Origin of the sequence: Acidaminobacter sp. JC074, assembly GCF_022496765.1 — a bacterium.
Taxonomy (GTDB): domain Bacteria; phylum Bacillota; class Clostridia; order Peptostreptococcales; family Acidaminobacteraceae; genus JABXKX01.
Genome location: NZ_VANV01000028.1, coordinates 1 through 15,291, shown reverse-complemented (window position 1 = coordinate 15,291; position 15,291 = coordinate 1). Strand labels below are relative to the sequence as shown.

The following is a 15,291-nucleotide window of genomic DNA, read 5'->3' as shown; positions in this document are numbered from 1 at the left end:
TCCCCCTTCTAAATCTCTCTTTGAGATTCATTGTTATGAAATTGTTTCATCATTTCATCAATCGTTTGAATGATGAGGTTTATATCATGATGTTTTGATCTTGCACATACTTTTGCAAAATCATCACATACATAACATCTTCTTGCTTCTAACTTTAAGTCTTCTCTTGAAACAAGACCTTTTTCAGTATAAACATCCAAGTCAAATACCCTTCCTAACGGATGCAATGATTCAAAGTCAACCAAAAGATTTTTTAAAGTCATTGGCTTTTCTTTAACTATTAAAACACCTTCAGGTCCTGTTTTAGGAAATTCAATAAAATCATACACCACCCTAACACATCTCTTTTTCAAATAATTTATAAGGGCTTTCTGACCTTCAATCAAACTTATTTTGTATAAGAGCTTATCTTTTACTGGTCCCGGTATATTTAAATGAAATGAGACCAAGCATTGCCCATATCGGGAAATTAAAATCTTTCTCATTGCATTTCTCTTATCTCTTGACTCTAAGATTTCATCTAGTGTACACCAGTTCATGAGATACCTTTTATTTCATCTATAACACTACCATCTCTATATTCAACAATAGCCACCGTTTGCTTATTGTGTTGTATCTCTTGTTTCGGTCCAACAATCGCTTCAGCCTCTGCTACTAATCCTTCTATTGGTTTAATTGGCAAATGACTCTTGTTAAAACATTCAACCAAATCCTGCCTTCTAGGATTAACTGCTATACCTCTATCAGTTACAAGTACATCAACACTTTCTCCTGGTGTAATGATTGTATCCACTTTTTCAACAACAGTAGGAATTCTTCCCCTAGTTAAAGGTGCAACTATGATGGTTAAACTAGCAGCTGCAGCTGTATCACAATGACCTCCTGATGCACCCATAATCACACCATCGGAACCAGTCATAACATTTACGTTGAAATGCTTATCAATTTCAAGAGCACTTAATATAACAACATCCAGTCTATTAACCATACATCCCATTGTATGAGGATTTGCATACAAGGAAGCGCTGATTTCATGATGCAAAGGACTTTTCTTAATGCTTTCTGCAGCACTTAGATCAAAGCTTTGAACGTCATACAATTGTTTAATCAATCCCTTTTCATGTAGCGAAACCATCGGCTGTGTAATACCACCTAAGGCAAAACTTGCAGTAATCTTTCTAGATTTCATAGCTTCTTCCAAGAAACGAGTAACAGCCAAGGATGAACCGCCAGAACCGGTTTGAAAGCTGAAGCCTTCTTTAAAGTAATCGGAGTTTATAATAACTTCACTTGCACGTTTGGCAATTAGAAGCTCTTTTGGATTTTTAGTAAATCTCGTTGCCCCAGACGCAATTTTTGATGAGTCACCAATTCTATCAACCACTACAACTTGATCAACATTCATCTGATTGATGCTAGCAGGGGTGTTTGGATAATCAACCAAAGTGTCTGTAATTAAAATGACATGGTCAGCATATTCAGCATCCATTTTTGCATAGCCTAGAGAACCGCATATAGCCTGTCCAACTTGACCATTGGCATTGCCATAATCATCCGAACTTGGCACACCTAAAAATGCAATATCGATATGGATATCACCAGCTTCAATAGCCCGTGCTCTTCCCCCATGCGACCTTATCACAACCGGTTCATTAAGAAGACCACCTGAGATAGTTCTAGCTAATACTCCTCTTAAACCACTTGTATGAATGCCTGTAACAAGACCATTTTTTATGTATTCGACTAAGCCATCATGAGCTGAAGTTAATGAAGAAGCTGCTATTTTCAAGTCCTTAAAATTCATTTCATCTAGAATCTTCATTACATCCATCAAAACATAATCACCACTCCTGAAATGATGATGAAAAGAAAGCGTCATGCCATCTCTTAAACCAGAAGCTTCAATAGCATCTTTCAAACTCTTTCTTAATTTGCCTTCACCCGGTCTAATCATTTTTATGGATGTGGCTTTCTTATGCTTACTTGGCCTAAAAGAAAACTCGTGTTCAAACAATCTATGCATGACGACCTCCTAACAAACTTAAAACCCTTCTCGCTCTTTCGACTATTGGCTTATCAACCATTTTTCCATTAACAGAAACAACACCCAAACCTTTTTTTTCAGCTTCCTGAATAGCAAATATCACTTGTCTTGCGTAATCTACTTCCTCATCAGAAGGCTGGTAAATTTCATGCACCACATCAATCTGTCTCGGGTTAATGACCGACTTACCATCGAAACCAAGTTGCTTGATAAGAGCAACTTCTCTTCTAAATGTACATTCGTCTTCAATATCTGAAAAAACAGTATCAAGGGCTGCGATTCCAGCAGCTCTAGCTGCTAATACAATTTGACTTCGCGCTGCCAAAAGCTCTACGCCTGCTTTCGAACGATTGGTCCTCATATTAGTAACAAAATCTTCTGCGCCAATGGCAATGCCAATCAAACGGTCACTAGATTTTGCGATTTCGTATACATTTACAATGCCCAAAGGACTTTCAATAGCCGCCATCATTTTTGTTGTACCAACCTTTAGACCTAGAGACAGCTCAGTAGATTCTATAATTGCCTCCACCGCTAGTACATCATCTTTTGAATCTGTTTTAGGTAATCGTATTACGTCAACACCAGCCCTTACCATAGCAACAATATCATCATGACCAAATGGTGTGTCTAAACCATTAACTCTTACAACAATCTCTGTCTCATAATCCGTTCTTTTAACTAGGTTATATACAAGTAGTCTGGCACTATCCTTTTCCTTAAGAGAGACCGAATCTTCTAAGTCAAACATTAAGGAATCAGCACCATATATATGAGCATCTGTTAACATAGCCGGGTTATTTCCCGGAACATACATCATTGTTCTTCTTAAACGACCCATTACAGTACCTCCCAATTGATTTCAGATTCAGTTAAACGATAAATCGCCGTTTGCATTCTAGCCTTAATTGTACAGTTCAAAGCACCTTTATCAATCGCTCTAACATGAATACCTTTCAGCTGATGTTGATCTAATACTCGATTGATGACTCTTAGTATTTCATCTCCAAATAAATGTTTGACTTGACTTTCAAGCTCAATAATATTTTTATCTTCATCATGATATTTCAGTGTGATTTGAATATCACTAGATTCCAAGGTTCCTGCTATTGCCTGATTCATGTCTTTTCCTCCTAAACTAAATGTTCTGAGTTATATTCTTTTCTTAAGCATTCTATGATTTTTAAACCTTCATAGCTGAGTAAAAAATTGTAGGTCGAGTTTGGTACAAAAGTCTTAACTTCGCAAATGGACCCCTTAGCTATAAGTTCCCTTACTTTTGAAGCACTGATAATCTCACCATCAACCGCTTTTCTCTTAATTTCTGTTACCTGAATATTTTTTTTAGACAGTTCTTGAGCCATCAATCGGTTGTACATATTTGTTACCGGGTTAAAGGGTTCTTGTCCAATAAATCTATGAGTGATATTAAGAACTTCTGCAATTGATTCAAAAATATTCAAGTCCAATTTAATCTGCTCCTTAATAACATCTACATCATCTTTTAGGAAGTAAGAAGGAAAGGTCGCATTCGAAATGATATAATCCATGCCTTTATGCAAACTCACATTCTTTAGATGCGAAATACCTTTTGCAACCAAGTTATACCTGACTTCCTTCGAAAATGTTGATGCATCCTCCCAAACAAGAAACACATGAAGGTGATCGCAAAGATTACTTGCATATTCAATCAAATGTCTATGTCCTAGTGTAAAAGGATTGCAGTTTACAACTACAGCACCACTATAGCCTTTTTTCTTGTATAGCTTAAGATTATTTAAAAAAACCTTAAAGCCATCAAGACTATTCTCCATGAGGACAACGTTTTCAGTGACAGCAATTTTTTTAAATCCCAAGAATTCAAAGGATTTATAGACTGAGGGTTTTGTATATATAAAACAATCATTGTACCCAAGCTCATTGACTCGATTAATTAAATGAGTCATCACTTTATTGATCAGATTGCCTCCATGTTCTCTTACAGCTATACACTTTAAAACTTTACCTTTGATCGCTCCTGTGGCAATAATTTCATTTTTATCCCTGATCACATACAGCTCATCATAGTTTTCTAGTCTTAAGTCCATGTAGCATAAAAAATCAGTAACCTGAGTTAAAGCTTTCGACTCCCAGTAATATACTCTCTCCATACAACCTCACAAAAACAAAAAAGCCAGCACATTAAAGTGCTGACCTTGAACTAAGCTTGATAAATCATTCTTAATAAACAATCAGTTTATTCTATAATTTTTTCTATTAATCCCAGGAACAATGTAACTGCTAGCAAATCAGCAGAGCCGCCTGGGCTGATATTTCTTTTAATAAATTGACGGTCCATCTCTTCAACATAAGAAATGGCATCCTCATCAAACATGCCTCCAGCATCTAAAAAATTCTTTGCAATCTCCTGCACCTCACTAAGAGTTTCAAGATTATGCCTAGACAAAACATTAGAGTCCTCAACACATGTCATCAATTGAAATAAAGTTTGTATAAACAATTCATTTTTACACTGCAAAGTATAATATGAATTTCTTAAAGCGTCAAGTCCCGATTTCATCACAGATGGAAAACCTGCTTCAACTTCACCTCTTATTCCAAGAAAACCATAATTTTTATATAAGCGTTCACCATTAGTTTTTCCAAGGCTTTTGTCATTTTTTAGTTCATCGGTTATACCTAAAGTCATTTTTTTTGAATATTCAATAATATTTTCCGCATTTAGACTTTCTTTTTTTTGTACCTGTACAGAAGCAGCACATAATATTCCCAACGAAAATATGATTCCTTTATGTGTATTGATACCACACGTCGCCTCAAACATATCAGTTTCCATCTGCTTGCCAATTGGTCGTATACGCCCGAGCAAATCTTTTGGCTTACCATCAAACTCATAGGAAACTTCAGCTATTTCATAAAAGCCACCAGCTATAGCACAAGCACTTGAGATAAAGGTATAGTAATCCATATCCTTATGGGCACCGCTGTTATTTCTGTCAACCAAACCTGGTTTTGGTGTTGTTGTAACCTCATACAAAATAGCTTTGTTCACAAGTGATGCAATTTTTCTATGATCCATACCCTGTCCTTTCTAGGTAAAAGTATAGAATCATAAGACAAAAAAAGACAAGTCATTTTTGATTTATTAGATATTTTTCATATAAAAAGTATCAAAAAAACTTCCCTGTCATATATATTCTTGTAACTATTTAACATATGAAACTGATTTTCTCTCAACAAAAAAAATCTCAAATTGCATATTCACTTACAATTTGAGACTAATAGTTAATTAAAATTTATTCAAATGTTTTTGATTTTTCCCAAAGCTCATCCATAGCTTCTAATGATTCTTCTTCTAGAGATTTGCCTTGATCTAAAAGACTAGATTCCACGTAAGAAAATCTCTTTACAACCTTGTTGTTGGTCCTAACCAAAGCATCACTTGGATCTAACTTTAGAATTCTTGCCACATTTACAACAGCAAATAAAAGATCGCCCAGTTCAGAGCCTGCATGGTCTAAGTCACCTGATTTAATGGCTTCATCCAGTTCATGAAGTTCTTCTCTAACCTTCTTTAAGGCACCTGTATAATCTGGCCAGTCAAAGCCCACCTTGGCCATTTTCTTTTGAATCTTTTCTGCACGAAGAATCGGCGGAAAAGACTTGGCTATATTTGAAATGGAGTCCGATACTGTCTTTTCAGATTTTTCCTCATTCTTGATGGCTTCCCAGTTGACCAATACTTCATCTGAATTTTCAACGTCAATGTCTGCAAATACATGAGGATGTCTTCTAACCATCTTTTCATAGATGCCTGTCACAACATCGTTAAAGTTAAAGTATCCATTTTCTGCAGCAATTTCTGCATGGAATACAACTTGTAATAAAAGGTCACCCAGTTCTTCTTCAAGACCCCATAAGTCTTCATCATCTATGGCTTCTACAACTTCATAAGCTTCTTCAATAATGTAACGTCTTAAAGATTCGTGCGTTTGCTCTCTATCCCATGGACAACCATCTGGCGATCTTAGGGCCTTCATAACCTGTACCAAGTCAGGCATAAAGAATTTTTCTCTATCTTCAGGATGAATGGCTTCAATGTAAACCGATGTTAAATGGTCTAAGCAATCTACCCTGTCCAGTTCATAAAGAGGTACTCTTACAATTTCTTCTTCACCTTCTATACCAGCACCTCTTACAACAACCACTTCATGGTCGTCATGGTAGTAGTTCATCAGCTGTAGCTTGACATTGGAAGCTACCTGACTGTCATAAACCTGAATGATCAAGGCATCACTTGTCACATCCGGTACTTTTTCTTCTATGGTCAAACCATCGATGATCTGAAGACCATAAACAGGATCCATTCTTAAAGTTGTTACAATGGCATCGATAAAGCTGGCCCCATGAATGACCTTGATATACTCTTCGTCCACATGGTCAATCAGGTATTCCACTGTTGATTCTGCAACAAAAGGATTACCAGGTACAGCATAAACCACATCACCCTCTGATAATTTATCCAGAACAGCCTTGCCGATGTTTTCATAAACATCATCAAAGTTGTCATAAGACTCATAAAAGTCATCAAAGGATTCAAACTTTCCACCGATAGACTCTAGATAAGTCATAACAGGATGTTTCATAGTTCTAACATAAACAAGGTCAGAAGCCTTAATAGCTTCTACCGCTTCTAATGTCAAATATGATTTAGATCCCGGTCCTAAACCGATAATCGTCAATTGATTCATTTTCTATCTCCCAAGCTTTTCAGCTAATTTTCTTAACTTGCTACCACCCGGTAACATATCGTATTCCTCATGAGAAAGTGTTTTTGTCATGATGATTAAAATACCGTAAATCACTGCAGCAACCATAATGGTTACTAAAGTTGCAAGCTTACCACCTAAAATGCCTGCAATAGGGTTATAAGCCACCCATACAAAGGCACCCATCACAAGACCTGATATAACTGGCTTGATGCTTAACTTGACGATGTTTAAATCCAAATAATCCAGTCTCGCTAAAGACCAAACATTTAAACCAGATGCTACTGCAAAAGCAACAACTGTCGAAATCGCAGCACCATTGATGCCGAATACTGGATTTCCAACAAGAACATAAGTTAAAACAACTTTAAAGATCATACCAATACCTAAGTTAAGGGCTGGTAACATCTGCTTTTTAATACCTTGTAGAATACCTGTTGTTGCCTGGTATACTGCTAAGAATATCAAATCCCATCCCAGTACAGCTAGGATTGAACCACCGATAATAGCAGATTCTTTTTGCGATGAATATAAAAGTAACATAACAGGTTCAGCCAAAGTAACAAGACCAATAGCACAAGGCACACCGATGATTAAGGCTGTTTTGATACCTGCATTCACTGTATCTGATAAGTGTTTTCTATCGTCTTCTGACTTTGATTTATCATAAATAACAAACATTTGTGTCACTGCCGGTACCAGAGAAATCTGAAGTGAAGCCGTTAGTATTTGCGGGAAGTTAACAATGGTTACTGCAAAACCCGTTAAAATACCATAAAGTTCTTTTGCATTTTCTACACCAATGTCATTTAACCTTCTAACAACCAGCATAAGGTCAATGGAGTTCATAGTCGGCATGATAGATGCCCCAATGGTGATTGGAATAGAAATGATCAATACCTGTTTAAAGATATCCCAAGAACCATCAACCTTATGTTGATTAGGTAACTTGAGTGCATCTGAATAGTACTTAGACTTCATATACTTATAAATACTGTAAGCCACAACAAAGCCGACAATAGCACCTGCTGAAGCCCCAAATGTTGCACCTGCTGCTGACTTAGCTGGACCTGCTGCCATGGTAAACCATAGTACATAACCTAAGGTTAAACCTACAATCACACGAACAAGCTGTTCAACGATCTGTGTGATGGCAAAGCCCTGCATCTTTTGTACACCTTGGAAGAAGCCTCTAAAGACACTCATCAAAGGTACAAATAAAAGGGCTGGTGCTATGGTCTTAAAGGCAATCGCCGATTCAGGCAGACCTACCCAAGCAGAAATCGGTTCTGCACCAAAGAATAAAATGGCAAAGATGACAACCGATATAAGAGCAATCGGCTTGACGATGGCATTGATAATGCCAAAGATACCATGGGTATCACCCTCTGTTTCCTTCTCTGCAATCAGTCTGGCTATAGCTGTTGGAATACCAGCTGTAGATACAACCAAAAGCCAGTTGTAAATTGGATAAGGTGCCATATAATAAGATGTACCTTCTGCACCAATCCAGTTGAAAAGCGGCAGTTTAAATGCCGCACCTAAAATCTTTATAAATATACCTGCAAGACCAAGTATGGTTGCCCCTTTAATAAAGGAATTTTTCTTTGTATTATCTCTCATCTAATAGTTCCTTATTTACTTCAATGGTTGCCACTGATTTCATTTTTTCAAAGCGGTTAACAATTTCAAGGGCTGCATAACGCTCAATAATTGCTGCTTTATAAGTGTCTATTTCATCTTCAGGCATGCCTGATTCAATCATGTCTTGTAACATCTGCTTATCGTCTACAAAAATCAGGTGGAAACCGTATTCTGTCTGAACAGATTCACTGACTGTGTAAGGCTCGATGTTTAAAACCATCTCTTCAAAGGCTGAAGGCATGGTACCCACTAGCATATAACCCAAGTCACCACCCTTAACAGCTGATGTTGGATGAATAGAATATAGTCTGGCCATATCTGAAAAATCAGCTGGATTTTCTTCATCGTTTAAAAGTGATTCAACTTCTGTTAAAGATTCTTGACTGTCTAATAAGATATGTCTTACCTTGTACCTGATGACCTTGTCAGTAAAGAGCATGTCCTGCGTCTTAGGATCATCTGATATTTCATCTAAAAGTTGGTCTTCATAAAGACGTAGATAATACTGGTCTTCGATAAAACGCTTTAAGAAGGCTTCATCTAGGCCTTTTTCCTCAAAATAGGTCTTGATTTCAGAATCATTTTCAATAGAAGCCATGTATCTGTCATAAGCTGAGTTGATCACATCTTCTGTTGCAAACTCACCTTTGCCTGCCAGATAGTTTTCTATTAGGACCACCCTGATCAGATAGTCCAGTGTTTGGTCTTGACGAATCTCTCTCATGGTCTTGCCATCTTGTTCGATGTCCCAAACCGATTCACCAAATTCTTTTTCAAAGTCATATGACTGCATGGCATAGTACTTGTCAAAAGTTTCAACTGATATTATTTCTTCATTTACCTTTGCTAAAAAGACTTCCTCAACAACCTCAGGTTCAGGTGGTGTCTCATTAGCGGTATTGCTGCTGCCACATGAAACCAAGAGCAACATCATCATTAATAGTAGTATTTTTTTCATAAAATCTCCTCTTACCCCACACTATTATACCATAGCATCCTAAGTAGATTGTTTTTCATTCTTGATGTTATAGATTTTTAATAAAAAGTCTTCTAATTCTAACAAACGCTTGTCGTTGTTCAAATCACGCTTGGTGTATCTAAAAATCATATTTGGAAGTTTTGAAAACTCAAAGGTCACCTGCCTGTTAAATAAAACAGATATTTGACTGATCAGCTCTAAATCAAGCTTGTCTTTATCAGCAAACTCCAAAACACACTTGTCTTTTAGGTCTGTAACAGACTTGATCTTTAAATGTCTTGCCAAAGCCTTTACATGAGAAATCTTTAACAGATTATAAATCACATTAGGGATGGTACCATAACGGTCTTCAATCTCTTCTTCAATGGCATAGGCATCGTCTTGGTTTCTAATAGACGATATCTTTTTATAAAGCTCCAGCTTGTACTGTTGGTTTTCAACAAACTTGGATGGTATATAAGCAGATATTTTAAAGTCAATGGCCACTTCAAGAGGCTCTTCTACAGCAATTCCCTTAACCTTGTTGACTTGAGTTTCAAGCATTTTACAGTATAAATCATAACCAATAGACGCTATGTGGCCATGCTGCTGTGACCCCAGCAAATTACCAGCACCACGAATTTCTAAATCTCGCATGGCAATTTTAAAACCAGCACCTAACTCTGTAAACTCTTTGATGGCCTTTAAACGCTTTTCAGAGACTTCTGATAAAACCTTATCTCTTTTATACATCAGATAGGCATAAGCCAGACGATTGGACCTACCCACACGACCCTTTAACTGATAGAGCTGAGACAAGCCCATATAGTCTGCATTGTCTATTAAAATAGTATTGGCATTGGCGATATCCAAACCGGTTTCTATGATGGTTGTACAAACCAATATATCGTATTCATGGTTCATAAAGGCAATCATAATCTTTTCAAGTGTACGTTCACTCATTTGACCATGGGCAAAGACCACCCTAGCATGTGGAATCAGCTTCTGTATCTTGCCGGCCACAATATCAATGTCTTCTACACGGTTGTAAACGTAGTAGGCCTGACCTGATCGATCAATTTCTCTTTCTAGCACATCTTTAACAAGCATTGGATCGTTTTCAACCACATAGGTTTGAACTGGATAGCGCTCTTCAGGCGGATCCTCAATAACAGACATATCCCTAATCCCTACCATAGACATATGGAGGGTACGAGGAATCGGCGTTGCCGTCAGAGTTAAGATATCCACATTCTTCTTTAAGTGTTTGATACGCTCTTTATGCTTAACACCAAATCGTTGTTCCTCGTCCACAACCAGTAGACCAAGATCTTTAAAAATAACGTCTTGGCTTAAAACCCTATGGGTACCAACAACAATATCTGATACACCTGTTCTTAAGTTCTCTAGAGACATTTCCTGCTGCTTTTTAGTCCTGAAACGAGACAGCATCTCTATACGAACCGGATACTTAGACAGTCTGTTGACGATGGTTGTATAATGCTGCTGGGCTAGGATGGTCGTCGGTACTAAAAAGACCACCTGCTTGCCGTCCATAACAGCCTTAAAGACTGCACGCAGTGCAACTTCAGTTTTTCCAAAGCCAACATCACCACAAAGGAGTCGGTCCATGGGTTGAACAGATTCCATGTCACTTTTTATTTCATCGATACACTTTAATTGATCTGGTGTTTCTTCATATGGGAATAAGTCTTCAAACTGCTTTTGCCACTCATTGTCATAAGAAAATGCATGGCCTCTGGCCTTGGCACGCTCAGCGTATAAGGCTAAAAGTTCATCGGTCATATCTTCAATGACTTTTTTGGCCTTAGTCTTGGCCTTTTGCCATTCGTTGCTTGAAAGCTTATTTAGTTTAACTGACTTTTCTTCACCACCAATATACTTTTGGACCAAGTCCATCTGGTCTATTGGTATGTATAAGAAATCTTCATTTTTATAGGTTATCTTTAAATAGTCCCTTTTGGTACCTTCTACAATGAGTTGCTCCATACCAATGTATTTACCAATACCATGGTTTTCATGGACCACATAATCACCGGCATTAAGGTCTCTAAAAGACTTTATGGCACGGCCATCTTTAAACTTCTTAGATGTTTTCTTACGTTTGTTGACACCAAAAAGCTCATGCTCTGTTAAGAGAATGTATTTGGCAGACCTTAGCTCATAACCTATACGCTCATGCTTGATCACAATGATGACCTGAGAGCTGACAACTGTCGTATCTAAGTCACGGTGTATAGAAGACAAAACACCATTTTCTTCAAGGGCCTTGTTGATTCTTGAAGCCCTTTCAGTTGTCGATACTGCAATAATGATCTTGTTGCCTGCATGAATCTGACGTTTTAAATCCTCTGATAAAACATCCATCTTACTGTAATAAGTTGCTGCTTCACGAGATTTAAACTCAACAATCTCCTGGAGTTTAAAGTCTTCAATACGCTTACGTAAGTTGGTTGTTAAAACAAGAAGATGCTTCTTTAAAGACAGGAGTAATGACTCGTATCGATGAATGGTGTATAAGGCCCCATCTAAAGCATCATCTCTAGACAGATAAGACTTGTATCTTTCATCAAAGTCATCAATGTATGAAAGAGCTTTTTCCTTGACCCTGTCAGGTTCATTTAAAAATACCAATGAGTTCTTTGGAAAATAATCCATGATGGTAAAAACATCTTTAAAGAAATAGCGGTGGTATTTATCAAACTCTTCTAAATAAATCCCTTCAGACAGGGTTTCAATGATATAGTCCAGTCTAGGATGTTTCATAGCCGGAAGGACATCATACAAACCCTTAAAGGTTTTAATGGCATCTTCCATAACCTGATTCGTCATAACGATTTCACGACAAGGTTCAATGATACAAGATTCTAACTTTTCAATGGACTTTTGATTTTCTACATCAAAATAACGAATGGAATCTATTTCATCATCAAATAACTCCATACGTATTGGGTGTTCATAGACAGGTGAAAAAACATCTATAATGGCACCACGCATAGCAAACTGGCCGGCATGTTCCACCATATCTACTTTTTCATAACCGCCTTCTAACCACATCTTTAAAACAGCATCTACATCGATGACACCGCCTACTTCTAAAGATAGCTTATGGTTATTATAAAATTCAGGATCCATATGACTTAATAAGGCACTTTCTACAGTGGTTACTAAAACTGCATCTTTTCTAGAAAGTATCTTTGAAATAGCCTTTGCTCTAGAATGAATAACACCCTGACTGTGGGCATAGGCATCAAAGAAAGTCACATCTTTGGGTGGCATATAGACAAGTCTGTCACCTAAAAGAGGAGACAAGTCTTCTACAACCTTAATGGCAGCACCCGTTGTATGACAGATAATAAGGGCTGCACTGTCGATGTCTTCAAGAAGGGTTGCCGTTACATGAGAACCTAAAGACTCAAATAAACCCTGGGCAACGATAGGGCTTATTTGGTGTTGTAAGCTTCTTTTTAACTCCTGATATTCTCTTGTCGACCGAATAACATTTTCATATACTACTTGCATAGTCACCTACTTTATATTGTAGCGGTTCATGGCTAAGTCCACATCATCTTTGATCATGACTTCCATGGCTGAAACCGCATCTCTTACGATGGGTACCAATAAATTTTGCTCATCCTTTGAAAAACGTCCAAGGACATAGTCTGCTAGGGGTTGACCGTTTTGTGGTTTACCTACACCTACTCTTACTCGCGGAAAACCATCCTGCTTTAAAAGATAGATGATGTTTCTCATACCATTGTGAGAACCACCAGAACCTTTTTTACGAATACGCATCTTGCCTGGATCAATGTCTATGTCATCATAAACCACAATCAGATTTTCTAATGGCAGGTTGTAATAATCCATAATTTTCATAACCGATTCACCAGACAGATTCATATAGGTCTGCGGCTTAACCAGCAGGACCTTTTCACCAAAGACATTACCTTCACCTATAACGGCCTTAAACTTAACCTTGGTCATTTTTATCCTATGTTGTCTTGCAAACTCATCAACAACTTCAAAGCCAATGTTATGTCTAGTTACATTGTACTTTCTACCCGGATTTCCTAATCCAACAATAACAAACATAATTACTCCTTTTATACACGACAAAAAATATAACTTTTTAGCCCCTAGGGTATAGTTATATTTCTAAATCTTCTCATTTAATTACATTCAGTATAATAAAATATCCTTAATTAATCAAGCAAAGCCAGTATTTTAAAGCACTTTGTAATAATATCACACCTAATATCTAACAATAGTAAATGAAAAGCGTTCATGAAATTTTTCTTTCAAATAGCCAAACAATGTTTTGACACCATATATGGTTCCATGTACAATAGAAGTAGGAGGAAATGCATTTTGAGCAAACGTGAAAAATTACTTAACAAAATCAAAAATAATCCTACTAATGTTAAGTTCGAAACATTACAAACATTATTGCTCCATTATGGTTTCATAGAAAGACAACCTAAAAAAGGTTCTAGCCATTATACATATGTTTACGGTAACTTAATTATAACAATACCAAAACATAAACCTGTTAACAAAATATATGTCAAACAATTCCTCAAGTTAATAGATGACCTTGAAAAAGGAAAGGAGAACAGTTATGCAAAATAAATTAGACTTCTATCTCCAGCAAAAGTATAAATTAGTTATAACAGAAGATGATGATGGTTCATACTACGCTGAATATCCAGATTTAAAAGGATGCATGTCAGTTGGTGAGTCTATAGAAGATGTAACCTATTCAATCCAGGATGCTAAGACTGCTTGGTTAGAAACAGCCCTGGAAAATAACATTGACATACCATTACCTAAATCGGAAGATGATTATTCCGGATCCTTTCGATTGCGAATTCCAAAATCTTTACACAAAGCACTTGCAGACGAAGCTAAGCAAGAAGGTATAAGCATGAATCAGTATTGCTTATATTTACTAAGCAAAGAGCATCAAAAGGAAAACTGTAGTAGTTGATTTTAGATGCTATGTCATATAAAAGGAGCTGATGTAATGAAACAAAATGATTTAAAGGAGTTGCTCCTACAAGATGAGGAAGTAAAGACTGAGTTTGATGCACTAAAAGTAATTAACGAAATAAGGTCAGAACTCATCAAATTAAGGATCGAAAAAGGACTCTCACAAAAACAATTGGCAGAATTAATAGTCACCAAACAGTCAGTAATCTCAAGATTGGAGAGTGGAAATTCAAATCCAAGCATAGAGTTTTTGTCTAAGATTGCTCATGCCCTAGGAAAAAATCTGCACATTTCATTCACTTAAACGTCTTAAAGCTGACGATTTTCTTTACATTCAATTGATCAAAATCTCATATAATCTTAAAACACTTTGATTCAATCTTTTGGTTGATTATGACCATATCATAATCGTTTTCCATCAGCTTCATCAGACCTGATACCAGTATATTTTCTTCCATATGAGCCTCTACATAATAAATTTCATCTTCATAAATAGACTTGTAGGGATAAGACTGACCTTTGTATATAAAATAGTCTGGTGTAACTTCAATGTCTAAAGGCTCATGGTTGAGTGATAAATGTGCCTTAACCGATACAGATTTCCCATCAATCTTATATATGTCTTTGTACTTCTCAATATACTTATCAAAGTCCCTTCCTAGTTTGACAACACCAAACCAGTCAACAACCCACGACTGAAGTCGAGGATATATTTCTATATCCTAGTTGACCAGCTTAAGTACTTAGTGTACTACGTTATTTACATCATGCTACCTGCAGGTGCTCTGCCAGCTTGCAGCTCTAGCGTTACATTTTAAACAGTTTGTAGGGGTGCGGACGGTGAGTGTAGCTTAACAAGTGTAGAT

14 protein-coding genes are annotated in these 15,291 nt (G+C 36.9%); 3 read left to right on the top strand and 11 right to left on the bottom strand.

The genetic code is table 11. The features are described 5' to 3' along the window. Window positions 1–8: 8 nt before the first annotated feature. From citX to pth, 11 genes are all read right to left on the bottom strand, one after another. The gene (gene citX, locus EZV73_RS24280; protein ID WP_240843047.1) at window positions 9–539 is read right to left on the bottom strand and encodes a citrate lyase holo-[acyl-carrier protein] synthase; all 531 of its coding nucleotides are present in this window, start codon (window positions 537–539) and stop codon (window positions 9–11) included. Next, complete coding sequence (gene citF, locus EZV73_RS24275; protein WP_240843046.1) at window positions 536–2,023, bottom strand: citrate lyase subunit alpha; 1,488 nt, start codon at window positions 2,021–2,023, stop codon at window positions 536–538. Before citF ends, citX begins: the two co-directional genes overlap by 4 nt. Then, a complete protein-coding gene (citE, locus tag EZV73_RS24270) occupies window positions 2,016–2,885 on the bottom strand; it encodes a citrate (pro-3S)-lyase subunit beta (RefSeq protein WP_240843045.1) in 870 nt (289 codons plus the stop codon). The genes citF and citE overlap by 8 nt, the downstream gene beginning before the upstream one ends. Continuing rightward, entirely contained in the window at window positions 2,885–3,166 is a 282-nt protein-coding gene (gene citD, locus EZV73_RS24265; protein ID WP_240843044.1) for a citrate lyase acyl carrier protein, read from the bottom strand. Before citD ends, citE begins: the two co-directional genes overlap by 1 nt. Window positions 3,167–3,177: 11 nt before the next feature. Then, window positions 3,178–4,194, bottom strand: coding sequence for a [citrate (pro-3S)-lyase] ligase (gene citC / locus EZV73_RS24260; RefSeq protein WP_240843043.1), 1,017 nt, complete (start codon window positions 4,192–4,194; stop codon window positions 3,178–3,180). 86 nt (window positions 4,195–4,280) lie between these two features. Further along, a complete protein-coding gene (gene citG / locus EZV73_RS24255) occupies window positions 4,281–5,123 on the bottom strand; it encodes a triphosphoribosyl-dephospho-CoA synthase CitG (protein WP_240843042.1) in 843 nt (280 codons plus the stop codon). 217 nt (window positions 5,124–5,340) lie between these two features. Continuing rightward, window positions 5,341–6,795 (bottom strand): nucleoside triphosphate pyrophosphohydrolase, encoded by a 1,455-nt coding sequence (gene mazG, locus EZV73_RS24250; protein WP_240843041.1) that lies wholly within the window; start codon window positions 6,793–6,795, stop codon window positions 5,341–5,343. 3 nt (window positions 6,796–6,798) lie between these two features. Then, the gene (locus EZV73_RS24245) at window positions 6,799–8,436 is read right to left on the bottom strand and encodes a polysaccharide biosynthesis protein (RefSeq protein WP_240843040.1); all 1,638 of its coding nucleotides are present in this window, start codon (window positions 8,434–8,436) and stop codon (window positions 6,799–6,801) included. Continuing rightward, on the bottom strand, window positions 8,426–9,415 hold the full coding sequence (locus EZV73_RS24240; RefSeq protein WP_240843039.1) for a peptidylprolyl isomerase: 990 nt from the start codon (window positions 9,413–9,415) through the stop codon (window positions 8,426–8,428). The genes EZV73_RS24245 and EZV73_RS24240 overlap by 11 nt, the downstream gene beginning before the upstream one ends. A gap of 39 nt (window positions 9,416–9,454) precedes the next feature. Next, entirely contained in the window at window positions 9,455–12,958 is a 3,504-nt protein-coding gene (gene mfd, locus EZV73_RS24235) for a transcription-repair coupling factor (RefSeq protein ID WP_240843038.1), read from the bottom strand. Between the two features lie 6 nt (window positions 12,959–12,964). Continuing rightward, the gene (pth, locus tag EZV73_RS24230) at window positions 12,965–13,528 is read right to left on the bottom strand and encodes an aminoacyl-tRNA hydrolase (protein WP_240843037.1); all 564 of its coding nucleotides are present in this window, start codon (window positions 13,526–13,528) and stop codon (window positions 12,965–12,967) included. 276 nt (window positions 13,529–13,804) lie between these two features. On the opposite strand from pth, the gene EZV73_RS24225 reads away from it, so the two are divergent. Genes EZV73_RS24225 through EZV73_RS24215 form a run of 3 tightly spaced genes read left to right on the top strand, consistent with a single transcriptional unit; the run spans window position 13,805 to window position 14,729 of the window. Further along, on the top strand, window positions 13,805–14,065 hold the full coding sequence (locus EZV73_RS24225) for a type II toxin-antitoxin system HicA family toxin (protein WP_240843036.1): 261 nt from the start codon (window positions 13,805–13,807) through the stop codon (window positions 14,063–14,065). Continuing rightward, window positions 14,055–14,423 carry a type II toxin-antitoxin system HicB family antitoxin gene (locus tag EZV73_RS24220; RefSeq protein ID WP_240843035.1) on the top strand — a complete coding sequence of 123 codons (369 nt, stop codon included), beginning with the start codon at window positions 14,055–14,057 and terminating at the stop codon, window positions 14,421–14,423. The genes EZV73_RS24225 and EZV73_RS24220 overlap by 11 nt, the downstream gene beginning before the upstream one ends. Before the next feature lie 36 nt (window positions 14,424–14,459). Further along, window positions 14,460–14,729 (top strand): helix-turn-helix domain-containing protein, encoded by a 270-nt coding sequence (locus EZV73_RS24215; RefSeq protein ID WP_240843034.1) that lies wholly within the window; start codon window positions 14,460–14,462, stop codon window positions 14,727–14,729. Window positions 14,730–15,291 lie beyond the last annotated feature (562 nt).

Excerpts from the sequence above, each read along its gene's own strand:
- EZV73_RS24245 (WP_240843040.1), bottom strand. The coding sequence starts at position 8,436 with ATGAGAGATAATACAAAGAAAAATTCCTTTATTAAAGGGGCAACCATA.
- citF (WP_240843046.1), bottom strand. The coding sequence starts at position 2,023 with ATGCATAGATTGTTTGAACACGAGTTTTCTTTTAGGCCAAGTAAGCAT.
- citC (WP_240843043.1), bottom strand. The coding sequence starts at position 4,194 with ATGGAGAGAGTATATTACTGGGAGTCGAAAGCTTTAACTCAGGTTACT.
- EZV73_RS24215 (WP_240843034.1), top strand. The coding sequence starts at position 14,460 with ATGAAACAAAATGATTTAAAGGAGTTGCTCCTACAAGATGAGGAAGTA.
- EZV73_RS24220 (WP_240843035.1), top strand. The coding sequence starts at position 14,055 with ATGCAAAATAAATTAGACTTCTATCTCCAGCAAAAGTATAAATTAGTT.
- mazG (WP_240843041.1), bottom strand. The coding sequence starts at position 6,795 with ATGAATCAATTGACGATTATCGGTTTAGGACCGGGATCTAAATCATAT.
- EZV73_RS24240 (WP_240843039.1), bottom strand. The coding sequence starts at position 9,415 with ATGAAAAAAATACTACTATTAATGATGATGTTGCTCTTGGTTTCATGT.
- pth (WP_240843037.1), bottom strand. The coding sequence starts at position 13,528 with ATGTTTGTTATTGTTGGATTAGGAAATCCGGGTAGAAAGTACAATGTA.
- mfd (WP_240843038.1), bottom strand. The coding sequence starts at position 12,958 with ATGCAAGTAGTATATGAAAATGTTATTCGGTCGACAAGAGAATATCAG.
- citG (WP_240843042.1), bottom strand. The coding sequence starts at position 5,123 with ATGGATCATAGAAAAATTGCATCACTTGTGAACAAAGCTATTTTGTAT.
- citD (WP_240843044.1), bottom strand. The coding sequence starts at position 3,166 with ATGAATCAGGCAATAGCAGGAACCTTGGAATCTAGTGATATTCAAATC.
- citE (WP_240843045.1), bottom strand. The coding sequence starts at position 2,885 with ATGGGTCGTTTAAGAAGAACAATGATGTATGTTCCGGGAAATAACCCG.
- citX (WP_240843047.1), bottom strand. The coding sequence starts at position 539 with ATGAACTGGTGTACACTAGATGAAATCTTAGAGTCAAGAGATAAGAGA.